Source organism: Paraplanobispora siamensis (genome assembly GCF_016863175.1).
Lineage (GTDB): Bacteria > Actinomycetota > Actinomycetes > Streptosporangiales > Streptosporangiaceae > Planobispora > Planobispora siamensis.
The window spans coordinates 82,396-105,832 of record NZ_BOOJ01000045.1; the positions used below are offsets into that span (position 1 = coordinate 82,396).

Consider the following 23,437-nt stretch of genomic DNA (forward strand, 5'->3'; position numbering starts at 1 on the left):
CGCTAGGCGGGTACTTTGTCCAGTTTGTCGGGATTTCCGGCCGGAGCGTCGAGCGGGTCCCGCGACCGCAGGGTGAACACCACCCGCAGCGTGAAGATCCACACCAGCGTCGCGCCCAGCACGTGCAGGCCGACCAGGAACGCCGGCACGGCCAGGAAGTACTGGACGTAGCCGATGACCCCCTGGGCCAGCTCCACCCCCAGCAGGACCAGCGCCGCCCGGCGCGCGCGCTCCGGCGCGTCGGTCACCCGCAGCGCGAACATCAGCGCGAACGTCAGCCCCACCACGAGGTAGGCGGCGTCGGCGTGGATCCTGGCCACGGTCTCGATGTCGAAGTCGAAGCGCGAGGCCATCTCGTCCCCGGAGTGCGGGCCGGTGCCGGTCACCACCATCCCGGCCAGGATCAGCACCAGCACCGCGGCGACCAGCACGTGCCCGAGCACGCGGATGTCGCGGCGGACCAGGGACCGCACCGGCCCGTCCCCCTCCCCGGCGCGGGCGTACAGCACGCAGGCCGCGGCCATCATGCCGACGGAGAACAGGAAGTGCAGGCTGACGGTGACCGGGTTGAGCGCGGTGTGCACCACCACGCCGCCCCAGAACGCCTGCAGGGCCACGCCGTACGGCTGGATCCAGGCCAGGCGGACCAGGTCGCGTCGGCGGGACGGCAGCCGCCGCGCGGCGAGCACGCAGGCCACCGCCACGACCAGCACCAGGAAGGTCAGCAGCCGGTTGCCGAACTCGATCGCCGTGTTGATCGGCGAGATCCCCTCGTGGGCGGCCGGGACGAAGCTGTCGGGAGTGCACCGGGGCCAGGTGGGACAGCCCAGCCCCGACCCGGTCACCCGCACCACCGCGCCCGTCACCGTGATCCCGGCGTTGACGACCACCGCGGCCAGGGCCCACCACCGCATACCGGCGGCCGTCGGAGCCCACACGCTCCGGAACAGGCGTACGGCGTGCCGGCGGGGCAGGTCAAGAAGCTGGTTCACGGCTCACATCGTAGGTGCCCGCATGCCCGGTCCCGCCCGCAGCCCCGCCCCGGGCGGCGACCGCCGGCGCCGTCCCGCCGGGCCGGCGCAACGGCAGGAAGATCCTGGGCAGGCCGTCGCTCCCGTGGCCGACCTCGGCCTCGACCCGGTAGACCGCGCGCAGGAGGTCCTCGGTGACCACCCGCGCCACGGGGCCGTCGGCGACGACCGCGCCGCCGTCCAGGACGACGAGGCGGTCGCAGGCGGCGGCCGCCAGCTGCAGGTCGTGCAGGGTCACCAGGACGGTGACGCCCAGGGCGCGGACCAGCCGCAGGAGGTCGACCTGGTGGCGCGGGTCCAGATGGTTGGTGGGCTCGTCGAGGATCAGCAGCCGGGGCTGCTGGACCAGCGCGCGGGCGAGCTGGACCCGCTGACGCTCGCCTCCCGACAGGGTGGCGAACGGCCGGCGGGCCAGGCCGGTGATCTCGCACATCTCCATCGCCTCGGCGACCAGCTCCCGTTCGGCGGCCGAGAGCCGGCCCAGCGCGCCGAGATGGGGGATCCGGCCCAGCGCGACGACGTGCTCGACGCTGTCGTCGAGGTCGGCCGGGGTGTCCTGGGCGACGACGGCGACCTGCCGGGCGACCTCGCGGGCCGGGGTCCGCCACACGTCGGCGCCGTCGATCAGCACACGGCCGCGGTCGGGGCGGATCCGGCGGTAGACGCACCGCAGCAGGCTCGACTTGCCGCTGCCGTTGGGACCGATCAGCCCCGTCACCCGCCCGGACCCGGCGGTGAGGCTGACGTCGCGCAGCACGTGCAGCCAGTGGACGCCCTGGACGTCGACGTTCACCGCGGACCCCTCCGATCGGCGCGGACGAGCAGCATGAGGAAGAAGGGCGAGCCGAGCACCGCGGTGATCACTCCGATGGGGATCTCGTCGGGCCGGTTCAGCATCCGGGCCGCCACGTCGACCCAGACGAGCAGCAGCGCCCCCGCCAGAGCGCCGATCGGGATCAGCCGGCGGTTGTCGCCGCCGGAGGCCAGCCGTACGGCGTGCGGGACCATGAGCGCGACGAAGCCGATGCCGCCGCTCACCGCGACGACCGTGCCGATGACCAGCGCGCACACGACGATCAGCCACAGCCGCAGCCGGTCGACCTCGACACCCAGGCTGGTGGCGCCCTCGTCGCCCAGGGCCAGGGCGTTGAGCGGGCCGGCCCGGGACACCGCCCAGGCGGCGGCCGCGGCGACGACCAGCGCGGGCACGCCCACGTCCCGCCACTGCGTGCCGGACAGGCCGCCCAGACTCCAGAACAGCGCCGAGCGCACCTCCTTCTCCGGCGTGGTGAGCACGATGTAGCTGGTGACGGCCTCGGTGAGCGCGGCGACCGCCACACCGGCGAGGATGAGCCTGGCCGGGGCCACCTGCCCGCCGCGCCGCGACAGCGCCAGCACCAGCGCGAAGGCGGCCATGGCCCCGGCGAAGGCCGACAGCGGCAGGGACAGCGGCCCGAACGGCGACAGTCCCGCCAGCATCACCAGCACGGCGCCCAGGGAGGCGCCGGAGCTGGCGCCGATGATGTAGGGGTCGGCCAGGGGATTGCGCAGTACGGCCTGCAGCACCGCGCCCACGACGGCCAGCCCCGCCCCGACCACCGCGCCGAGCAGCACCCGGGGGAAGCGGATGTCCAGCACGATGACCGCCCTGGGTCCGCCCGGCGCCTGCGGCACCAGCCAGGGCAGCAGCCGGTGGCCGAGCATGCGGGCCACGTCGGCGAAGGGGATGGAGACCGGCCCCAGGCCGACGGCCGCGACGAGCGAGACGCCCAGCAGCGCCGCCAGCAGGACGAGGACGGCCGGGAAGGCGAGGCGCCGTCCGCCCGCCGCCCGAGGCGGGGCGGCGGATCCTCCGGAGGAGGGCCCCCGTGCGGAGGGCGCCGTGGGATGCCTCGCTGAGGAACCCGGCGGGGCCTGGGACTCCGTCCCGCTCTCGGCCCCGCTCTCAGCCCCGGCCTCGGTTCGGGTCCCGGTCCCGCTCTCAGCCCCGGCCTCGGTTCGGGTCTCAGTCCCGGTCTCGGAGGAGGTCACCTGGTCAGCCCGGCGACGAGCGTCTTCAGCGCCCGTCCGCTGCGCAGGCCGGGCTGGGTGTCGTTGACCGGGATCACGATGAACCGCTTCTCCTTGATCGCGGTGACGTTCTTGATCGGCTCGTAGGAGGTGAGGAACGCGATGGCCTTGTCGGCCGGTTCGAACGCCTGGTCCTCCACGACGATGGCGTCCGGGTCGCGCTTGACCAGTTCCTCCCAGGAGATCTGCGCGTAGGAGGTCACCTCGGGGAAGACGTTCTCGCCCCCGGCCCGGCGGATGAGATCGTCGATCAGGCCGTTCGACCCGGCGGTGCTCGGCTTCTCCAGTCCTCCGGCGTAGTCGAACACCTTCGGCGTGCCGGAGACCGGCAGCACGGACTCCACCTCGGTCTTGAGCTTCGTCACCAGTTCCCCGGCCTTCGCCTCGGCGCCGAGGATCCGGCCCAGCTCGCGGATGTCGGTGTAGGTGTCCTCGACGGTGGCCTTGCGGCCGGGGCAGTTGCCGGACAGAAGGTAGGAGTTGACCCCCTCCTCGCGCAACAGCGCCCGGTCGCCGAGGGCCTTGGGCCCGTAGTCGTCGCCGTACCCGCTGACCACGAAGTCGGGGCCGGCGGCGAACACCGTCTCCTTGGACGGGGGCGGGAAGGCCGACTTGGCGATGATGTTCACCCCGTCGAAGGCGGGGGCGACCTCGGGCAGGAGCTCGCCCGGCGCGACCGCGCCGGCCAGCCGGTCGCGGGCGCCCAGGGCCAGCACGATCTCGGTGGCGATGGTGCTGGAGGTGACGACGCGCTGCGGCGGGCCGTCGAAGCGATAGGTGGCGCCGCAGTTGCTCACCTCCACCGGGGCGGCCGAGGTCCGCGCCGGGACCTGCGCGGCGGCGGTGGGCGCCTCGCCCCCGCCGCACCCCGCGGCGAGCACGGCGGTTCCGGCGAGCAGGGCCAGGGCCGCGCGGGACGTGACGGTTCTCATGGAGGGCGTCTCCTTCTGATCGGTGTGTTCTGTCCGGGTGGCCGGTGTGCCACCGCATGTGGGCGGGTGCGCCGTACGAGGTCAGGCGTGGGGCACCGGCAGGCGTTCGGGCCGGGCCGGTAGGGGGTCGGCGCCGTCGCCCAGGAAGGGGAAGGCGGCCGGGGCCGTGGCCCGCAGCCCTGGCACGACGACCCGGACCACGGCCAGACCGCAGGCGGCGATGTCGGGGGTGGTCAGGTCGACCGTGACGGGGACCAGGCCGCGGGCGGCCAGCGCCGCGTCGGGGTCGAGGGGGCCCGCCCCGATGAACCCGGCGGTCCCGGCGGGTTCGCCGCGGGCCAGGCGGGCCAGGACCCGGGCGGAGAAGGAGGGATCGGCCAGGAGCTGCAGGTGACAGGTGACATCGGTGACGTCGGAGAAGTCCGGCCGGTAGGCGGAGGCGAAGGCGCGGTCGGGCCGGTGGGGCGCGAGCGGGCCGTGGGGGTGTTCCCACTCCGACAGATCGCCCACGGCGAGCTGGGCGGTGGTGTCCAGGGACTGGAGCGCCTCGGCCGCGGCCTTCCACGCCGCAGCGGTCGGCGGATCGGCGGCACCGGGGACGAACGCACAGCCGACCCCCGCCATCCCGCGGACGCCGGGAGCGGGCACCCGGCCGGGTTCCGCCGTGTCAGGACCCTCGCCCGCGTCCTCGCCGCCGATCTCCTCCGCGACGCACAGCACCACCGGGGCGTCCAGGAAGTTCGGTACGGCCCGCGCGCGCAGCCGTACCCCCGGCACCCGGGGCAACCGCACGCCCGTCAGCTCCGGGAAGGCGCGTCCCGAGGCCCAGGCCGTGGCCAGGGCGTGCCTCTCCACGACCTCCGCCAGCGCCGCGACGCGCGCGGAGGCGAGATCGGGACCGGCGGCGATCCCGGCCGACACCGGCAGGACGACGGGCCGGGACCGTACGGAACCGGACCTCCGGGATCCCTCCGCAGCGGCCCCCGTCGCCGGGGACGCGTGGAAGGGCGTCAGCCAGACCAGTGCGGCCGGGACCCAGACCGGTGTGCCGTCGTGGCGGGTGCCGCGTACCCAGTGGGTGCGGTCGGCGCGTCCCAGCCCGGTGAAGGGGAAGCCGTCGCGGGCGGTCTGCCCGGCCGAGTACAGCGCCAGGGCCTGCGGGTCGACGGCGTCCGGGGCCAGATCGTGCCAGGTGGCCTCCACCAGCCGGTCGGCGGGCACGAGGTGACCGCAGTAGCGTTCGGCCGCCTCGCCGAGCGCCCGCAGGCGGGCCCTGGCGGGGTCGTGCCAGCAGGCGCCGGAGACCGTGGGGTTGCCGAGCGGCAGGCCGTACCCGGCGGTGGCGGCGAGGTCGGCGAAGGCGACGTGCAGACATGCGCGCAGGGTCGCGGCGCGCACGTCGGTGACGAGACCGGAGCGGGAGTCGACGGGGATCATGTGTGTGGCAGGGGGACGAGGTTGATCCGCTCGGCTGCTCGCAGGCCGAGCCGTACGGGGTCCTCGCGCAGGCGGGTCCCGCCGAGGAACGGGAAGGCCGCGGGCGCGTTGGAGTAGGCGCCGGGAACGATCACCCGGGCGACCGACAACCCCGCGGAGGCGACGTCGGGCGTGGTCAGATCGGCCGCGTAGGCGCCCAGCCCCTGGGCCGCGACCCGCTTGAGATAGCCCTCCAGGGGATCGCCGTCCACGCGCGGCAGGTCGGCGAGGGCGACCGGGTCGGCGCAGGCGGTGATCGGGGTCAGGTGCTCGCGCATCCGCGGGTCGAGCCAGAGCTGGCTGTGACAGCCCAGGTCGACGACGTCGCGGAAGTCGCTCCGGTAGTCGTCGGCGTAGCGGCGGTCGGCGCGGTGGGGCTTGAATACACGCGCGTCGATGACGCCGTCCGCGGCGGCGGCCCAGATCTCCCCGGCGGGGTCGAGCAGGCCCAGCGCGTAACGGCGCAGCGTGACGGCCTCGGCCAGAGCCTTGCGTACGGCCTCGGCCGGGTCGGGGCGGGCGGCGACGCCGAGAGCGGCGATGCCGGTCTCGGGGTCGTCGAGCAGGACGCCGAGGACCGCGACCTCGAAGACGGTGGGGATCGCCACGACCCGGTAGCGGCAGTGCCCGGTCGCGCCGGCGGGGCGGTACCAGCCGGGGTCGGCCTCCTCCGGTATCAAGGGCGCCGCGGGATGACCGGCCCCGGTGACGGGTCGGGCGGGCAGCGCACCGGCCCACCAGACGACCGTGGCGTCGCGCTCGATGACCTCCTCCAGCGCGGCCGTGCGGGCCGCCCTCGCGGAGGGCCCGGCGGCGATGCCGGCGAGCATCGCGTAGTTGGTCGGCGGCTCGTCCTCGCGAGGTCCGGTGAGGTAGTTGACGTAGACCAGGGATGCGGGCAGCCAGGCGGGCGCGCCGTCCATCAGGTCCGTGCCCGGGGTCCACAGCACCTCCAGGCCGGAGGTGAACGGCACGAAGGGGAAACCGGGCTCGGCGTACTGCTCATCGGAGTAGAGGACGAGCCGGGCCGGGTCGAGGGCGGGCTCGCGCAGCCTCCGATAGGAGGAACGGGGCAGACCGGCGGGGACGAAGTTGCCGCAGTAACGCTCCACCGCCTCGCCGAGCGCGCTCATCGCGGCCCGGCCCGGATCGCCGAACGCGGTGCCGGTAGCGACCCGGTCGGCAGGCCAGGGCAGCAGCCGGTACGGCGAGCCGACCTCGGCCGTGTGGATCGTGAGCCCCTCGGGCCACCAGGGATCGGGTTCCAGAGGCTCCAGCCTGCGGATCAGGCCGGTACGGTCGTCGACCAGGACCGCCAGGGGATCGCTCCCCGCCGAGTCCGGGTCCGGTTGTCCGCCGGTCGGGTCCGTGCCGAAGGCGTCGGTCATGCGAAGGCTCCCTTCCGGGGACGGGGCAGGTGCAGCGCAACGTCGTGCAGGAGGATCTCCGCCCGCTGCGGCGGCGCCGGGTATCGCGGAGGACGCCCGGCGGTCAGCTCCACGTGGAGCCGGTGTCCGGGCGGCAACTCCATCGCGACCGGGGCCAGGCGGATCTCGCACCGGGAGGCGCCGGGCCCGATGGACGCCGTGCCGTCGGCGACCCGGGTGGCCGCGCCGTCGGGGCGCTCGTGGACGAGGGTGACCACCAGTTCGACGCCGGCGCCGGTGGTGACCCCGGGGCGGATGCCGGAGCCGGGGTGAGTGGTGGCGGCCTCGGTACGGGTGCCGGTGTGGGTGCGGGCCGTGGCTTCGGTGCTGACGGTGACCGCGGCGGTGAGGCGGGCCGTGCCGTGCCAGCACAGCGGGCCGTCGACGCCCAGCCGGACCACGTCCTCGCGGTCGGCGAGCGGCGCCAGGTCGGCGGAGTGCGGGGCCGACGGGTAGGGGTCGGCGGGGTCATGACGCAGCCGCATCCCGCCTTCCCCGGGCCGCATCCCCTCTTCTCCGAGCGGCGGGGTCGTCCATGCCGGCCGGTGGGGCGGGACCGGGTCGGCATCCGTCCAGCGCCCGGTGCCGAGGAGCAGGCAGCCGCCGCGCCGCACTCCGTCCAGCGGGTGGCCGTCCCGCCGTACGGCGTCCAGCCACTCCAGGGCCAGGGCGAAGGGGTGCGGTCCGGGAGGCTCGGGGAGGGCGCATTCGGGCTGGAGCCGGTGGGTGAGGGCGCTGGCCCAGCCGCCGACGACGGCCTCGGCGTACGGGGACGCCATGGCCTGGCGCAGGGTGGTCCGTGCCGAGCGGCAGTACCAGCTGCCCAGGTGCAGGCTGGGTACGCGGGTCACCTGGGCGGCCCCCGTCATGCGCCGGGCCGCGGGCCCGTACGTGTCCGGCGTGACCGGCCAGGGGCCGACGTCCACCGGCCACGTCCCGGTGACGGCGGCAGCGGGGATCAGGGCGGCCAGTTCCGGCCGGTGGGCCAGTGTCGCCTCGTAGAGGCCGGGTCTGGTCGCCCGCCCGGCGCCCAGGTCGGTGCGCCACCACAGTTCGTCGTCGAGGGCCGGGGGACCGGCGGGCGGCCAGGGCTGGCGGCTGACGATCCCCCGGACGGCCGGGTGGGCGGCGGCGCACCAGGCGGCGTAGGCCTCGTAGGCGAGGCCGTACAGGAAGACGTCGCCGTCGCACCACGGCTGGGCCGCCGTCCAGTCGAGCGTCGCGTGCCCGTCGCCGGTCTCGTCGGCGCCGGGGACGAAGACGCCTCCCGACAGGTGACGGCCCCGCAGATCCTGCAGCAGGCAGGCGAACCCGGCCTCGGCCAGGCTGCGGGCCTCGGGCAGACCGCCCGCGGCGCCGTACGGCGTGCGGACCACCACGGCCGGGGCGGGCAGCCGGTCCGGCAGGACCAGGTCGGCCACCAGTACCGTGCCGTCGGCCGCCGTCACCGTCAGCCCGGTGCGGATCTCGCCGGCGTAGCCTCCTCCGCCGGCCGCGTCGGCGACGCCGCTGTGCCCGTCGGCTGCGCTCGCGATGCCGCCGTGTCTTTTCGCTCGCTCACTTCGTTCGCTCACCTGGGGATCTCCCGCATCAGGCCGCCCGGCACCGGCAGTACGGGGTGGTGACGTATCTCCCCGGCCGCCAGGTCGATCCCGGTCTGGCGGCGGGTCCCGGGAGGCCGGGCGCCGTCGGCCCAGGCGCGCAGGTCGGCGGCGATGAGGGCGGCGGCGACCTCGGCCCCGGCGGGGTCGGCGGGGGTGGCCGGACGTCCTCCGGCGTCGAGGAAGGCCCAGTAGGCGGCCAGTTCGTCCGGCCACGGGCAGGCGGCCAGACGGCGCAGCCGCAGATCCTCGTAACCGGCGCCGTCGGCCGGGGGAGTGAAGGGGCCGACATACCAGCGACGGCCCTCGCTGTGGCCGCGGTGCCAGGCGATCCCCCGGTCGCGGCAGCGGGCGTCGAGTCCCCGCCAGGCGGTGTCGGGCAGGTGCTCGGCGCACGCGACCAGGACCGCGGTCCCCGGTCCGGGATCCTGCCCGGCCGCTGCGTGCCGTACGGCCAGGCCCTCCTGCCGCAGGCATCGCGCCAGCGGCGCCAGCAGCGGACCGTCGCCCAGGAGGAGGACCTCGGCCGCTCCGGACGACGTCGCCGCAGGCCCGGTGACGGAGAATGCCGCTGCGGGGCTGGAGGCGGAAGGCGCCGTCACGGGCCTGGCGATAGGAGACGTCGCCGCGGGAGCGTCTGCCGGGAGTTCCTCCGTGGACGCCGGGGCCGTGGGGCCGGGCTCCGGGAGGGGAACGGTGAGTTCGGCGACCAGGTCGGCCGCCTCCGGGAGGCGTTCGAGTGCCGCCCGTACGCCGAGGCGGCCGGAGAACAGGTCCGCCACGGCGGCCCGGTCCTCCGGGGGCACGCTCAGGACCAGGAAGTCCTCGTCGGGGCCGTGGACCAGCCAGCCGTCCCCGGTGGGCACGAAGGTGGTCCCGGCCGCCCAGCGCGCGGGCCGGTCCAGGCCGGAAGTCATCGCGAGCGTTCCTTTCCTCGAAATCCTCGAAATCCGCGGAGGCCCGGACACCCCTGAATCCTCGACGTCTCCGAAAGCTCGGAGTCCGTCTCGGAATCCGCGGCGGCCTCGGCGGCCTCGGCGGCCTCTGTGGAAGATCCGGCGGCGCCCGGGCGCGGGCGCGGTCATCCCGCTCCCGCGCCCGGGGCCGCTCTTCGTGCGGTTAGCGCCAGGCCACCTTGGCCAGCGCCACCGTGGCGTGGTTGGACGAGTGGACGGACGCGTTGCGCGCCTTCGCCTTCAACTTCTTGACGGTCATGCCTGATCACCTCCCTCCGGGCATCCGGGCCGGGATCTCGGTCGGTCCGACCGGCGGCGCCGCAGGGCGCCTCCAGAAGTAGTAGTGAAAACGAAAATCATTGTCAACTCTTGATCTGCCCGGCTCCGGAGATGAAAATCATTCCCAGTCGTCTCTCGGGGGTGTCCGGTGGAACCTGCTCGCACGCTGCGCGAGCTGCTCGTCCGCAACCGCGACCTGCGCATGCTGTGGCTGGGGAACCTGGTCAGCGCGTGCGGCGGGTGGTTCTCCGCGGTCGCGGTGTTCGCGATGGTCTACGCGCACAGCGGCGCCGGGCTCGCCGCCGGGCTCACGCTGGCCGTGCGCTATCTGCCCGGCGTGATGGCCGGGGTCTGGGGCGGGGTGCTGGCCGACCGGGCCGACCGGCGCGCGGTGATGCTGGTGACCGACGTGCTCATGGCGGCCCTCGCCCTCGCTTTCCTGCTCGCCGACGACCCGGGGCGGCTGTGGCTCGTCTATCCGCTGACCTTCGCCTCCGCCGCGGCCGGGTTCGTCTTCCAGGCCGCCCGCAACGCGTGGATGCCCAGCCTGGCCCGGCCCGAGGAGTACCCCCTGTACTCGGCGGCCGTGCAGGTCAACGGCCTGGCGTTCCAGGCGCTGGGCGGGGTCGCCGGAGGCCTCGTCGTCACGGTGGTGGGCTGGCGCTGGGCGTTCGCCGTCAACGCCGCCTCCTTCCTGCTGTCGGCGTGGCTCACCGCGTCGGTCCGCTCGGGCGACCGGTTCGCGGGTGTCGCCTCGCACGGCTGGTGGCGCTCTCTGCGCGAGGGGGCCGCGGTGGCCGCGCGCACCCGTGCCATCGCGGCCCTGCTCCTGCTGGAGGCGGTCTTCTGCCTGGGGCTGGGCGGCACGATCACCGCGATGACCTATCTCGCCCTGCGCGTGCACGACCTCGGGCAGGGCGGGGCCGGCTGGTTCTACGGCGTCCAGGGCGTCGTGGGGAGCGTGGTCCTGGTGGTCGCGGCCTCCCGGATCCGCGCGCTGGGGCCGTCCGGACGCCATCTGGTCATCGGCCTGTCCTGTCTGGCCGAGGGCGTCCTCACCATGCTGCTCGGCCTGCCGTCGAGCGTGCTGCCCGCGCTGGCGCTGTGGGGGCTGATCGCGGCCGCCGAGGTGGTGTACGGCCCCGCGGCCATGACCGTCCTGCTGACCGCCGCACCGAACGAGGTCCGCGGCCGGGTCACCTCCCTGTGGAGCGCCACGGCCACTCTCAGCCTCGGCGTCTCGGCCGCCGCCGCAGGAGCCCTCCTCGACCGGCTGGACGCGAGCGCGGTCTTCGCCCTCCTCGGCCTGCCGATGGCGGTCGCCGGCGGTGTCTGGCTCGCCGTGCACCGGCGTCGTGACGTCGCCGGAGGCGCGGACGGCGAGTCGCTCGGTCCACGGGTCGCAGACCGCTCATAGGCCATTGATCCGCCGCGGAATATGTGACATTTTACAGGCGGGCCAGGTCGCGGGAGCGGGGTGAGCCATGCCGGATGTCGTGGTCGTCGGCGCGGGGATCGTCGGGGCGGCGTGCGCCTACTACGCGGCGCGGGCGGGCCTGGACGTGGTGGTCCTGGACAGGGGTCCGGTGGCGGGCGGCACGACCGGCGCGGGAGAGGGCAACGTCCTGGTCTCCGACAAGGAGCCCGGTCCCGAACTCGACCTCGCGCTGCTGTCCAACCGTCTCTGGCGCGAACTGGCGGACTCCGGCCCGGACGGGCCCGGTCCCGGCCCGGCGGGCGGCGGGTTCGAGTTCGAGGCCAAGGGCGGGCTGGTGGTCGCCGAGACGCCGCCGGTGATGGAGGCGCTCGCCGACCTGGCCGTCAAACAGGGCGTCGAGCACGCCGTGGTCGAGCCCGGCCGGTTGCGCGACTACGAACCGCACCTGGCCGAGGGCCTCGCCGGGGGCGTGTTCTACCCGCAGGACGCGCAGGTCCAGCCCATGCTCGCCGCGGCCAGGCTGATCCGGCGGGGCGGCGAGAGCTTCGGCCGCGGCGCGCTGATGCTGCGCACCGGCGTCACGGTCACCGGGTTCGTCCGTGACGGCGACCGGGTGACCGGGGTCAGGACCGACCAGGGGGACATCCTCGCCGGGGCCGTCGTCAACGCCGCCGGGACGTGGGGCGGCGAGGTCGCGGCGCTGGCCGGGGTGCGCGTGCCGGTGCTGCCCAGGCGCGGCGCCATCCTGGTCACCGAGCCGCTCGAACGGCCGCTGATCCGGCACAAGGTCTACACCGCCGCCTACGTCACCGCGGTGGCGAGCGACTCCGAGGGCCTGGAGAGCTCCGCCGTCGTGGAGGGCACCCCGGCCGGGCCGGTGCTCATCGGCGCCAGCCGCGAGCGCGTCGGCTTCGACCGGGCCGTCCCGGCGTCCGTGCTGGGCAGGCTCGCCGCCCAGGCCGTGGCGCTCTTCCCCGTCCTGGCCGGTTACAAGGCGATCCGGGCCTACTGCGGGTTCCGGCCCTACTGCCCCGACCACCTCCCGGTGATCGGCGAGGATCCCCGGGCCCCCGGCCTCTACCACGCCTGCGGCCACGAGGGCGCGGGCATCGGCCTGGCCCCGGCCACGGGCCACCTCATCGCCCAGGCGCTGACCGGCACGCGTCCCGACCTCGAGCTGACCCCCTTCCGCCCCGACCGCTTCGGAGAGGAGACCCCGTGACACCGAGGCGAGATCGAGCCAGGACGCCGGTACCGTACCGGGCGGCGGCCGGTCGGGGGCGCCCGTGAACCCCGCCCGCCGGCTGGTCCGGGCGGACCCGGAGCCCGGCTTCGAGATCGACGTGGACGGCGAGGCCGTACCGGTGGTCCCCGGGCAGAGCCTCGGCGCCGTCCTGCACGCCGCGGGCATCCGCTCCTGGCGGACCACCCGCTCCGGCGGCCGCCCGCGCGGGCTGTTCTGCGGCATCGGCGTCTGCTTCGACTGCCTGGTCACGGTCAACGGCGTCCCGTCCCTGCGCGCGTGCCAGATCGAGGCCCGGCCCGGCGACCGGGTGACCACCGGCCGCCCGCACCCGGACGGGCGGCCGGCCGCGGATCACGCCTCCACCGAGAGGGAAGCCGCAGGACCGGCGGGTCCGGGGCGCGATCGCGGTGCGGGAGGGGGACGCGGTGACTCCTGACTACGACCTCGCGGTGGTCGGCGGCGGGCCCGCCGGGGTGGCGGGGGCGCTGACCGCGTCGCTGGCCGGGCTCGGCGTGGTCCTGCTCGACTCCGCCGCGCGCCTCGGCGGCCAGTACTTCCGCCGCCCTGCGGACGGGTTCCGCGCCGGGCGGCCGGGAGCGCTCCACCACGGTCTCGACCGGTTCGCCCGGCAGTGCGACCGGCTCGCCGCCCGGGCGGACGTGCTGACCGGGCACCGCGTCTGGTCGGTCGAGCGCGAGGGGAGCGCGCTGGCCGTACGGTGCGCGGAGGGGGACCGGGAGGAACGGCCCCGCACGATCACCGCGCGCGGGGTACTGGTGGCCACCGGCGCCTACGACCGGCCGCTGCCCTTCCCCGGCTGGGACCTGCCCGGAGTGATCACCGCCGGGGGCGCGCAGGCGCTGCTCAAGGGTGATCTGGTCGTCGCGGGGAGCAGGGTCGTGGTCGCCGGCACCGGGCCCTTCCTGCTCCCGGTCGCCGCCGGGCTGGCCGCCGCGGGCGCGCACGTGCTCGGCGCGTACGAGGCCGGCGGCCGCCTCGGCCTGGCCGCGCATCCCTTCCTCGCCGCGGGCAGGGCCGCCGAGGCGCTCGGTTACGGCCTCCGCCTGGCCCGGCACCGGGTGCCCTACCGCGGGCGCCGGGCGGTGGTCGAGGCGCACGGCGACGACCGGCTGACCCACGTCACGATCGCCCGCCTGGACCGGGACTGGCGCCCGGTCTCGACGCGGACGGTCGAGTGCGACACCCTCGCCTGCGGCTACGGCTTCATCCCCCGGATCGACCTGCTCGTGCAACTCGGCTGCGCCGTACGGGACGACCACGGCGACCCCGCGGTCGTCGTGGACGCGGGCATGCGCACCGGCGTGCCCGGCGTCTACGCCGCGGGGGAGACCACCGGGGTCGGCGGCGCCCTGCTGGCCGAGGTGGAGGGGCGCATCGCGGGCCGGGCGGCGGCCGCCGACCTGGGGCGCCGCGTCCCGCCCGACCCGGTCCTGTCGCGCCGGCGTGACCGCATGGCCGCCTTCGCGCGGGCGCTGCGGCAGGCCTATCCCGTACGGCCCGGCTGGCAGGGCTGGCTGCGTGAGGACACCCTGGTCTGCCGCTGCGAGGAGGTGCCGCTGTCGGCCGTACGCGAGGCCCTGGAACTGGGCGCCGCCGACGCGCGCTCCGTCAAGCTCCTGACCCGCGCCGGGATGGGCTGGTGCCAGGGCCGCATGTGCGGCTACACCGTGGCGTGCCTGACCCGGGACGCCCTGCCGGTGACCCGGCGCGCGATCGCCGAGCCCGTCCGGCTCGGCGACCTGGCCGCGTGGCCCCGGCCCGCCGACGACCCCGCCTCCCCGGACGACGGTCCCGCCTCCCCGGAAGGACGATCACGATGACGACCCGTACGAAACCCTGGCACGGAGTGATGGTGGCCACCGCGCTGCCCCTCGACGACGACCTGTCGATCGACCACGCCGCCTACGCCCGTCACTGCCGGTGGCTGGTCGCCCACGGCTGCGACGGAGTGGTGCCCAACGGCTCCCTGGGGGAGTACCAGACGCTGACGCCCGAGGAACGGGCCGAGGTCGTGCGGACCGCGGTGGCCGCGGTCGGCGGGGACCGGGTGATGCCGGGGATCGCCGCCTACGGCGCCCTGGAGGCCCGCCGCTGGGCCGAGCAGGCAGGGGAGGCCGGGTGCGGGGCGGTGATGCTGCTCCCGCCGAACGCCTACCGGGCCGACGAGCGGGCCGTGATCGAGCACTACCGACAGGTGGCGCGCGCGGGCCTGCCGGTGGTCGCCTACAACAACCCCTTCGACACCAAGGTCGACCTCACCCCCGCCCTGCTGGCGCGGCTGCACGCCGAGGGCCTGATCGTGGCCGTCAAGGAGTTCAGCGGCGACGTGCGGCGGGCCTACGAGCTCGCCGAGCTCGCCCCGGGACTGGACCTGCTGGCCGGGGCCGACGACGTGCTGCTGGAGCTGGCCGTGGCCGGGGCCGTCGGGTGGGTGGCGGGCTATCCCAACGCCCTGCCCGAGGCCTGCGTGACGCTGTACCGGGCCGCCGTCGCCGGGGACCTGGCGACCGCGGTCCCGCTCTACCGGACGCTGCACCCGCTGCTGCGCTGGGACTCCAAGACCGCGTTCGTGCAGGCCATCAAGCTCTCCATGGACATGGCCGGGCACCGCGGCGGCCCCTGCCGCCCGCCGCGGCTGCCCCTGGCGCCGCAGGACGAGGAAGTGGTCCGCGCCGCCACCGAGAAGGTCCTCGCCTCGGGCCTGCGATAGCGGATCCTGTTCTGGAGAGTGAGGGACGATGAGGACCGAGCGGGTTTTCCACGCGGTGGACTCGCACACCGAGGGCATGCCGACCCGGGTGATCACCGGGGGAGTGGGGGTGATCCCCGGGGCCACCATGGCCGAGCGGCGGGAGCACTTCCTGGCGCACATGGATCACATCCGCACCCTGCTCATGTACGAGCCGCGCGGGCACTCCGCGATGAGCGGGGCCATCCTGCAGCCGCCGACCCGGCCCGACGCCGACTACGGCGTGCTCTACATCGAGGTGTCCGGCTGCCTGCCGATGTGCGGGCACGGCACGATCGGCGTCGCGACCGTGCTGGTGGAGACCGGGATGGTCGAGGTGACCGAGCCGCTCACCGTCATCCGGCTGGACACGCCCGCGGGGCTGGTGGTGGCCGAGGTGCGGGTCGAGGACGGCGCCGCCGCCGGGGTGACCATCACCAACGTGCCGTCCTTCAGCGTCGGCCTGGACCGGGTGGTCAAGGTGCCGGGCCTGGGGGAGGTCGTCCACGACCTGGCCTACGGCGGGAACTTCTACGCGATCGTGCGGCTGGAGGATCTCGGCCTGCCGTTCGACCGCGCGCACGGCCAGCGGCTCCTCGACGCGGGACTGGCGATCATGGAGGCGATCAACGAGGCCGGCGAGCCGGTGCACCCTCTCGACGAGCGGGTACGGGGCTGCCACCACGTCTATCTGGCCGCCCCCGGGTCCGACGCCCGGCACTCGCGTCACGCGATGGCCATCCACCCCGGCTGGTTCGACCGCTCCCCGTGCGGGACCGGCACCAGCGCGCGGATGGCGCAGCTGCACGCCCGGGGCGAGCTGGAGGTGGGCTGCGACTTCGTCAACGAGTCGTTCATCGGCACCCGGTTCGTCGGCCGGCTGACCGAGGAGACCACCGTCGCCGGGCGGCCCGCGGTCATCCCGGCGATCACCGGCCGGGCGTGGGTGACGGGTACGGCCCAGTACTTCCTGGACCCCCAGGATCCCTTCCCCGAGGGCTTCCTCCTGTGACCCCGTCTCCCGCGGCCCCGTCCGGCGGGGCCGCCCCCCGGAGCAGGCGCGTCGCGAGCGAGGTCACGTGCGCGCGCAGCTCCTCCGGCTCGTGGATCTCGAACTCGAAACCGAGCATGCCGACCAGGTAGGCCAGGCCGTCCAGGGAGTCGGCGCCGATCTCCAGCAGGCAGGTGCGCCCGTCGATCGGGGAGAGCGTGCCCGCGGTGGGCAGCACCCGGGTGCGCGCCTGCTCCACGGAGGCGTGCAGGGTGATCCTGGCCCGCCAGCCGTAGATCTGCGTGGTGATCCGCCGGGAGAGGTAGGCGGCCAGGTCGGCGGCGGGAGGCTGGCGCGGGGTGAAGCGGGCGCGCGGGCTCGGCGCGTCCATCCGGTCGACGCGGAAGGTCCGCCAGTCCTGACGGCCGGTGTCCCAGGCCAGCAGGTACCAGCGGCGGGCCATGTGGGCCAGTTTGAGGGGCTCGACGATCCTGGCGGTGGCCGTACCGTCGTGACTGCGGTAGCCGAACCCCAGCTGCCGGTGGTCGCGGCAGGCGGAGGCGATGGCCGTCAGCGTCGTGTGGTCGACGAGCGGGCTGCCGCCGCCCAGCCCGATCGTCGCCTCCTGCAGCGCGTTCACCCGGTGCCGCAGCCGCGAGGGCAGCACCTGCTCCAGCTTGACCAGCGCCCGGAGCGAGCTCTCCTCGATCCCGGCCACCGTGCCGTCGGCGGCCGTGCGCAGCCCCACCGCCACCGCCACGGCCTCCTCGTCGTCCAGCAGCAGCGGCGGCAGCGCCGCCCCGGCGCCCAGCCGGTAGCCGCCGGCCACGCCCCGGGCCGCGTGCACGGGATAGCCGAGGTCGCGCAGCCGTTCGATGTCGCGGCGCAGGGTGCGCACGTCGATCTCCAGGCGTTCGGCCAGGCCGGCGCCTGTCCAGTCACGCCGGGCCTGCAGCAGGGACAGCAGGCGCAGCAACCGGGCGGATGTCCCCAACATGAATCCTCATATTAAGGGCGGTAGTTGTCCTTTATCGCTTCTACCGTCAAGGTATGGAGATCACGGAGTTCCGCATCGACGTCCCCCAGGCCGACCTCGACGACCTGCGCGACCGGCTGGCCCGCACCCGCTGGCCCAGCGAGATCCCCGGCACCGGATGGAGCCGTGGCGTGCCCCTGGACTATCTGCGGGAACTGGCGGCCTACTGGGCCGACGGCTACGACTGGCGCGTCCACGAGGCGAGGCTGAACGAGTTCCCGCAGTACACCACCGAGATCGACGGAGCCACCGTGCACTTCCTGCACGTGCGCTCGCCGCACCCCGACGCGACGCCGTTGCTGCTCACCCACGGCTGGCCGGGGTCCGTGGTGGAGTTCCTCGACGTCATCGAGCCGCTGACCCGGCCGGAGGACCCCGCCGACGCCTTCCACCTGGTGATCCCGTCCATCCCGGGCTTCGGCTTCTCCGGCCCGACCCGGGAGACCGGGTGGGAACTCAAGCGCATCGCCGCGGCGTGGGCGGAGCTGATGAGCCGCCTGGGCTACGAGCGCTTCGGCGCCCAGGGCGGCGACTGGGGGTCGGGCATCTCCCGCGAGGTCGGCCTGCTCTGTCCCGAGCGCGTGATCGGCGTGCACCTGAACTACCTGCTCACCTTCCCCTCCGGTGACCCGGAGGAGATGGCCGCGCTCACCGAGGAGGAGCAGCGGCGGCTGGGCGGGCTCAAGCGGTTCGAGGACGAGCTGTCCGGCTACATGTACATCCAGGCGACCCGCCCGCAGACCCTCGCCTACGCCCTCAACGACTCGCCGGTGGGCCAGCTGGCGTGGATCGTGGAGAAGTTCAAGGACTGGACCGACGCCAAGGACGTCCCCGAGGAGGCGGTGGACCGCGACCGGTTGCTGACCAACGTCATGCTCTACTGGCTGACCGGCACCGCCGGCTCCTCCGCCCAGCTCTACTACGAGTTCGCGCAGGCGTGGGGCATGCCGGAGATGCTCACCGTCCCGACCGGCCTGGCGCTGTTCCCCGCCGAGGTCGCCCCGCCCATCAGGGCGTGGGCGGAGAAGACCAACACGATCGTGCACTGGAGCGAGTTCGACCGCGGCGGTCACTTCGCGGCCATGGAGGAGCCGGACCTGCTGGTGGCGGACGTGCAGGCGTTCTTCAGGGGCCTGCGCTCACGGCCCTGACCTCGGCGACCTCGGCGGCGGCTCCGGCGGACCGGAGCCGCTTCCCGGGCTCCTGTGGGATTTCGGGCCCTTGACGGATTTCGGTCCTGCGTCGACAAACAATCTGTGAACGTCGATGTCGCGCTCCGGGCCTTGACGAGCACGCTCGACCGGCATGCAATATCACATATCACTAAATGTGAGGAGCCGCCCCATGCGTGCCACCCCCCTGAAATCCCTCGCGTCACTCACCCTCGCCGTGCTCGTCCTGGCCGGATGCAGCCAGGGCCTGCTCGGCGACGGCGGTACGGGAGACCAGAGCAGCGCACCGGCGCAGGGCCCGATCGTCCTGGGCATGCTGATCCCCCAGTCGGGCAGCGAGGCCGCCATCGGCCCCTATATGAGCAACGCGGCGCAGCTCGCGATCGACGAGATCAACGCCAAGGGCGGAGTGCTCGGCCGCAAGCTGGAGCTGAAGACCGCCGACGACGCCTGTGACCCGCAGTCGGCCTCGGCGGCGGCCAACAAGCTCGTCACCGAGGGCGTGCACATCTCGGTGGGCGGATACTGCTCCGGCGCGACGCTGCCCACCCTGCCGATCTTCGGCAGGGCGAACATCCCGATGATCATCCCGGCCGCGAACTCCCAGGAGCTGGTCGACCAGAAGCTCAAGCACGTCTTCCTGATCAACGGCACCGGCTCCCAGCAGGCCGCGGCCGCCCAGAAGTGGGTCGACAAGCAGGGCGCCAAGAGCGTCGCGCTGATGCACGACAACACCAGCTACTCCAAGGACATCGCCGTTCGCTCCCAGGACCTGCTCGGCGACAAGGCCGTGATCGTCGAGGCGGTCACGCCCAAGGAGAGCGACTACAGCGCCAACATCACCAACGTGCTGGCCAAGAAGCCGGACTTCGTCTACTGGACCGGCTACTTCCAGGAGGGCGGCCTGATCGCCCGCCAGCTGCGCCAGGCCGGGTACAAGGGCTCGATCATGGTCGCCGACGGCGCCGTGTCGCCGAAGCTGGCCGAGATCGCCGGGGACGAGGCGGCCGAGGGCGTCTACGCCACCATGACCCAGACCCCGGAGACGCTCCAGGGCGCCGAGAACTGGATCGCGGCCTACAAGCAGAAGTACAACGCCGACCCCGGCCCCTACTCCAACCAGTCCTACGACGCCGTACGGCTGGCCGCCGAGGCCATCACCAAGGCGGGCGGCACCGACGGCGCCAAGGTCATCGCCGCGCTGGAGGCCGTCGACGGCTTCCCGATGTTCTCCGGGCCGCTGAAGTTCACCCCCGAGCACACCCTGGCCAACGGCGGCTTCCAGATCCTCGTGGTCAAGGACGGCGCGTTCACTCTGCAGGACCCCCTCGCGTGACCGGGCGCGGGAACCACGGCCCGGCCGGTGCACCGGCCGGGCCCCCGGCCGCGGCCCGGGCCGCGCGGGAGGCCGGATGACGCAGCTCGTCTGGAACGGCCTGTTCGTCGGTTCGTTCTACGCCCTGGTGGCGCTGGGCTACAGCATGGTCTACGGGATCATCAAGCTGCTCAACTTCGCCCACGGCGACCTGTACATGCTCGGCGCCTTCACCGGCTTCGCCATCCTCGGCGCGGCCGGCGGGGTGTCGTCCTCCGCGGCGCTGCCGGTGCTGCTCGCCGTACTCCTGGCGACCATGGTCATCACCGGCCTGGCCGGGGTGGTGCTGGAGCGGGTCGCCTACCGGCCGCTGCGCGGCGCCCCCCGCCTGTCCCTGCTGATCACCGCGGTCGGGGCGTCGTTCGCGCTGGAGTACGGCATGCGCGTGGTGGCCGGGGCCGACCCGCGGGTCTACCCGGTACGGCTCGGCGGCACCACCCTGGAGGTGTTCGGGGCCCGGCTGACCGTGCAGCAGCTCACGCTGGTCGCGGTGGCCGTGGTGCTGATGGCCGGGCTGAACCTGCTGGTCACCCGGACCCGCGAGGGCCGGGCCATGCGGGCCATCGCGCTGGACCCGCGCACCAGCGCGCTCATGGGGATCGACGTCAACGCGGTCATCTCCCGGACCTTCTTCCTGGGCTCGGCGCTGGCCGGGGCCGCCGGGGTGATGGCCGGGGCCTACTACGGGAAGATCGACTTTCTGATGGGCTTCCTGATCGGGCTCAAGGCGTTCACCGCGGCGGTCATCGGCGGGATCGGCAACATCCCCGGCACCATGCTCGGCGGGCTGCTGCTGGGGCTGCTGGAGTCGTTCGGGACGTTCTGGCTGGGCGGCGAGTGGCGCGACGTGTTCGCCTTCGGGGTGCTGATCCTGTTCCTGACCGTGCGGCCGACGGGCCTGCTCGGCGAGCGCGTCACGGAGCGGGTGTGAAGGGCCCCGGACAGGACCCGGCGGCCCCGGGCCCGGACTCCGCGCTCTCCGGCTCCGACGCGCCTCCGGAGACCGGCGCGCCTCAGGAGTCCGTTCCTTCTCCCGGTTCGGGTTCTCCTGCGGAGACCGGCTCGGCCCCCGGATCCGCGGAAGCCCGGCCGCCGGGCGGGAGCCGTGCGACCGGGCCGAAGACCCGCCTGCGGGGCACCACCAAGCCGCCGACGGTGGCCTCACGGCTGCTGCAGAACCGGTGGGCGGGGCTGGCGGGACTGCTCGTCGCGATCCTTGCGCCCTTCGTGAACGCCACGCCGTACGCGCTGTCGGTCATGACCAGCGCGGCGATCTTCGTGATGCTCGCCGCCGGGCTGAACATCGTGGTCGGCTACTGCGGCCTGCTCGACCTGGGATACGCCGCCTTCTTCGCGGTCGGCGCCTACACCAGCGGCGTGCTGGCCACTCGCTTCGATCTGCCGCTGCTGGCCACCGTGCCCGCGGTCCTGGTGGCCACCGTGATCGCCGGGATCGTCATCGGCGCGCCGACCCTGCGGCTGCGCAGCGACTATCTGGCCGTCGTGACCCTCGGTTTCGGGGAGATCATCCGCATCACCGCCAACAACCTGGAGGTGACCGGCGGCCCGTCGGGCGTCTACGGCATCCCGCACCTCGTCGACGGCCCGGTGGCGTTCTACTACCTGACCGTGGCGGTCGTCGCGGTGGCCGTGGCCGGCGCCGCCCGGCTGGGCCGCTCCCGCCTGGGCCGGGCCTGGCGGTTCGTCCGCGAGGACGAGGACGCCGCCGAGGCGATGGGCGTGCACACCTACCGGGTCAAGCTCGCCGCCTACATCGCCGGGGCGATCTGGGGCGGCCTGGCCGGGGTGCTGTTCGGCGCGCACCTGTCGGCGATCTCTCCGGCCAGCTTCACCTTCCTGCAGTCGGCGCTGGTGCTGATGGCCGTGGTCCTGGGCGGCATGGGATCGATGCCGGGCGTCGTCATCGGCGCGATCGTGATCAGCATCCTGCCGGAGATCCTGCGTGACCTCGCCGACCACCGCTTCTTCCTCTTCGGGGTCCTGCTCATCGTCGTCATGCTCCTGCGCCCGCAGGGGCTGTGGCCCGCCCGTTCCAAGGAGGCCCTCAAATGACCCTGCTGGACGTGGCGGACCTGCGCCTGTCCTTCGGCGGGCTGCTGGCCATCGACGGGCTGAGCTTCTCGGTGGGGGAGGGGGAGATCGTCTCGGTCATCGGCCCCAACGGCGCGGGGAAGACCTCGGCCTTCAACTGCGTCACCGGGTTCTACCGGCCCTCCTCGGGACGGATCGCGCTGCGCGGCAAGGACCTGCGGGGGCTGCGGCCATCCGCGGTCGCGGGCCTGGGCGTGGCGCGGACCTTCCAGAACCTGCGCCTGTTCGGCGAGCTGTCGGTCCTGGACAACGTGCGCGCCGGCACCCACCTGTGGCTGCGGCAGAGCGTGTTCGACGCGCTGCTGCACACCCCCCGCTACCGCCGCTCCGAGCGCGAGTGCACCGAACAGGCCCACCACTGGCTGGACTTCGTCGGCCTGCGCGGCGACCGGTACGGCCCCGCCCGGGCGCTGTCGTACGGCGAGCAGCGCCGCACCGAGATCGCCAGGGCGCTGGCCAGGCACCCCTCCCTGCTCCTGCTGGACGAGCCGGCCGCCGGGCTCAACCACGGGGAGAAGGCCGAGCTGCTGAGCCTCATCCGGCGCATCCAGAACCTCGGCGTCGCCATCGTGCTCATCGAGCACGACATGGGGCTGGTCATGGAGGTCTCCGAGCGGGTGGTGGTGCTCAACTTCGGCAGGGAGATCGCCGACGGCCGCCCCGAGGACGTCCGGCGCGACCCCGCCGTCATCGAGGCCTACCTGGGAGGTGAGCCGCATGCTTGAGATCCGCGGGCTGGATGTGCACTACGGCGGCGTCCACGCGCTGCGCGGCCTGTCCCTCGGCGTCGCGCAGGGGGAGATCGTCGCCCTGCTGGGCAACAACGGCGCGGGCAAGACCACCACGCTCTCGGCGGTCTCCGGTCTCGTACGGCCCAGCGGCGGCGCGATCCTGTTCGAGGGCGCCGACATCACCCGGGAGCACCCGCACCGGATCACCGCGCGCGGGCTGGTGCACGTCCCCGAGGGGCGCAGGGTCTTCAGCACCCTCACCGTCCACGAGAACCTGCAGCTCGGCGGTTACCTGGTGCGCGACTCCGCCGAGATCCGCCGCCGGATCGAGCGCGTCTACGAGCTGCTGCCCCACCTGGCCCAGCGGCGCGGCCAGCAGGGCGGCACCCTGTCCGGCGGCGAGCAGCAGATGCTGGCCGTCGGCCGGGCGCTGGTCACCGGGCCGCGGCTGCTGCTGCTGGACGAGCCGTCCATGGGCCTGGCGCCGCTGGTGGTCGCCTCGGTCATGGAGCTGGTGGCCGACATCAACGCCGGGGGCACCTCGGTGCTGCTGGTCGAGCAGAACGCGGCCGCGGCCCTGCGGATCGCGGACCGCGGATACGTGATCGAGAACGGCGAGTGCGTGCTGGAGGGCCCGGCCGCCGGTCTGCGCGAGGACCCCCGGGTCGTGCAGGCCTATCTGGGCGGGGTCTGAGCGGGCCGGAAGGCGTCGGCCGGCCGGGGCCGGAAGGACACCGGCCGGAAGGACACCGGCCGGAAGGACACCGGCCGGAAGGACACCGGCCGGAAGGACACCGGCCGGAAGGACACCGGCC

21 protein-coding genes are annotated in these 23,437 nt (G+C 74.2%); 12 read left to right on the forward strand and 9 right to left on the reverse strand.

What is annotated here, in order from left to right; all coding sequences use genetic code 11:
• Positions 1-2 precede the first annotated feature (2 nt).
• The 8 genes from Psi01_RS26375 to Psi01_RS26410 all read right to left on the reverse strand — a co-directional run bounded on the left by Psi01_RS26375 (position 3) and on the right by Psi01_RS26410 (position 9,454).
• Positions 3-992, reverse strand: coding sequence for a COX15/CtaA family protein (locus Psi01_RS26375; RefSeq protein WP_239128031.1), 990 nt, complete (start codon positions 990-992; stop codon positions 3-5).
• Positions 976-1,824: an ABC transporter ATP-binding protein gene (locus tag Psi01_RS26380; protein ID WP_204066797.1), complete on the reverse strand. Its 849-nt coding sequence runs from the start codon at positions 1,822-1,824 to the stop codon at positions 976-978. The genes Psi01_RS26375 and Psi01_RS26380 overlap by 17 nt, the downstream gene beginning before the upstream one ends.
• Positions 1,821-3,062 (reverse strand): FecCD family ABC transporter permease, encoded by a 1,242-nt coding sequence (locus tag Psi01_RS26385; protein ID WP_239128032.1) that lies wholly within the window; start codon positions 3,060-3,062, stop codon positions 1,821-1,823. The genes Psi01_RS26380 and Psi01_RS26385 overlap by 4 nt, the downstream gene beginning before the upstream one ends.
• Entirely contained in the window at positions 3,059-4,033 is a 975-nt protein-coding gene (locus tag Psi01_RS26390; RefSeq protein ID WP_204066798.1) for an ABC transporter substrate-binding protein, read from the reverse strand. Before Psi01_RS26390 ends, Psi01_RS26385 begins: the two co-directional genes overlap by 4 nt.
• A gap of 81 nt (positions 4,034-4,114) precedes the next feature.
• Complete coding sequence (locus tag Psi01_RS26395; RefSeq protein ID WP_204066799.1) at positions 4,115-5,470, reverse strand: YcaO-like family protein; 1,356 nt, start codon at positions 5,468-5,470, stop codon at positions 4,115-4,117.
• On the reverse strand, positions 5,467-6,897 hold the full coding sequence (locus Psi01_RS26400; protein ID WP_204066800.1) for a YcaO-like family protein: 1,431 nt from the start codon (positions 6,895-6,897) through the stop codon (positions 5,467-5,469). The genes Psi01_RS26395 and Psi01_RS26400 overlap by 4 nt, the downstream gene beginning before the upstream one ends.
• Positions 6,894-8,510, reverse strand: a complete 1,617-nt coding sequence (locus tag Psi01_RS44175; RefSeq protein WP_204066801.1) for a CocE/NonD family hydrolase — start codon at positions 8,508-8,510, stop codon at positions 6,894-6,896. The genes Psi01_RS26400 and Psi01_RS44175 overlap by 4 nt, the downstream gene beginning before the upstream one ends.
• Positions 8,507-9,454, reverse strand: a complete 948-nt coding sequence (locus tag Psi01_RS26410) for a TOMM precursor leader peptide-binding protein (protein WP_204066802.1) — start codon at positions 9,452-9,454, stop codon at positions 8,507-8,509. Before Psi01_RS26410 ends, Psi01_RS44175 begins: the two co-directional genes overlap by 4 nt.
• Before the next feature lie 466 nt (positions 9,455-9,920).
• On the opposite strand from Psi01_RS26410, the gene Psi01_RS26415 reads away from it, so the two are divergent.
• From Psi01_RS26415 to Psi01_RS26440, 6 genes are all read left to right on the forward strand, one after another.
• On the forward strand, positions 9,921-11,189 hold the full coding sequence (locus tag Psi01_RS26415) for an MFS transporter (protein ID WP_204066803.1): 1,269 nt from the start codon (positions 9,921-9,923) through the stop codon (positions 11,187-11,189).
• Between the two features lie 67 nt (positions 11,190-11,256).
• Positions 11,257-12,432 (forward strand): NAD(P)/FAD-dependent oxidoreductase, encoded by a 1,176-nt coding sequence (locus Psi01_RS26420; protein WP_204066804.1) that lies wholly within the window; start codon positions 11,257-11,259, stop codon positions 12,430-12,432.
• A 64-nt stretch (positions 12,433-12,496) separates the two neighbouring features.
• Entirely contained in the window at positions 12,497-12,892 is a 396-nt protein-coding gene (locus tag Psi01_RS26425; protein WP_204066805.1) for a (2Fe-2S)-binding protein, read from the forward strand.
• A complete protein-coding gene (locus tag Psi01_RS26430; RefSeq protein ID WP_204066806.1) occupies positions 12,882-14,297 on the forward strand; it encodes an FAD/NAD(P)-dependent oxidoreductase in 1,416 nt (471 codons plus the stop codon). Before Psi01_RS26425 ends, Psi01_RS26430 begins: the two co-directional genes overlap by 11 nt.
• Entirely contained in the window at positions 14,294-15,187 is an 894-nt protein-coding gene (locus Psi01_RS26435) for a dihydrodipicolinate synthase family protein (protein ID WP_204066807.1), read from the forward strand. The genes Psi01_RS26430 and Psi01_RS26435 overlap by 4 nt, the downstream gene beginning before the upstream one ends.
• A gap of 28 nt (positions 15,188-15,215) precedes the next feature.
• Entirely contained in the window at positions 15,216-16,217 is a 1,002-nt protein-coding gene (locus tag Psi01_RS26440; RefSeq protein ID WP_204066808.1) for a proline racemase family protein, read from the forward strand.
• On the opposite strand, the gene Psi01_RS26445 is transcribed toward Psi01_RS26440, so the two are convergent.
• Entirely contained in the window at positions 16,135-17,193 is a 1,059-nt protein-coding gene (locus tag Psi01_RS26445) for a helix-turn-helix transcriptional regulator (protein ID WP_204066809.1), read from the reverse strand. The genes Psi01_RS26440 and Psi01_RS26445 overlap by 83 nt on opposite strands.
• A 53-nt stretch (positions 17,194-17,246) precedes the next feature.
• On the opposite strand from Psi01_RS26445, the gene Psi01_RS26450 reads away from it, so the two are divergent.
• The 6 genes from Psi01_RS26450 (at position 17,247) to Psi01_RS26475 (ending at position 23,316) form a co-directional block, all read left to right on the forward strand.
• Positions 17,247-18,383 (forward strand): epoxide hydrolase family protein, encoded by a 1,137-nt coding sequence (locus Psi01_RS26450; RefSeq protein WP_204066810.1) that lies wholly within the window; start codon positions 17,247-17,249, stop codon positions 18,381-18,383.
• 193 nt (positions 18,384-18,576) lie between these two features.
• The gene (locus Psi01_RS26455; protein ID WP_204066811.1) at positions 18,577-19,740 is read left to right on the forward strand and encodes a branched-chain amino acid ABC transporter substrate-binding protein; all 1,164 of its coding nucleotides are present in this window, start codon (positions 18,577-18,579) and stop codon (positions 19,738-19,740) included.
• Positions 19,741-19,816: 76 nt separating this feature from the next.
• A complete protein-coding gene (locus tag Psi01_RS26460; RefSeq protein WP_204066812.1) occupies positions 19,817-20,710 on the forward strand; it encodes a branched-chain amino acid ABC transporter permease in 894 nt (297 codons plus the stop codon).
• Between the two features lie 224 nt (positions 20,711-20,934).
• Complete coding sequence (locus tag Psi01_RS26465) at positions 20,935-21,852, forward strand: branched-chain amino acid ABC transporter permease (RefSeq protein ID WP_239128033.1); 918 nt, start codon at positions 20,935-20,937, stop codon at positions 21,850-21,852.
• Positions 21,849-22,616, forward strand: coding sequence for an ABC transporter ATP-binding protein (locus Psi01_RS26470; protein ID WP_204066813.1), 768 nt, complete (start codon positions 21,849-21,851; stop codon positions 22,614-22,616). Before Psi01_RS26465 ends, Psi01_RS26470 begins: the two co-directional genes overlap by 4 nt.
• On the forward strand, positions 22,609-23,316 hold the full coding sequence (locus Psi01_RS26475; RefSeq protein WP_275424600.1) for an ABC transporter ATP-binding protein: 708 nt from the start codon (positions 22,609-22,611) through the stop codon (positions 23,314-23,316). Before Psi01_RS26470 ends, Psi01_RS26475 begins: the two co-directional genes overlap by 8 nt.
• Positions 23,317-23,437 lie beyond the last annotated feature (121 nt).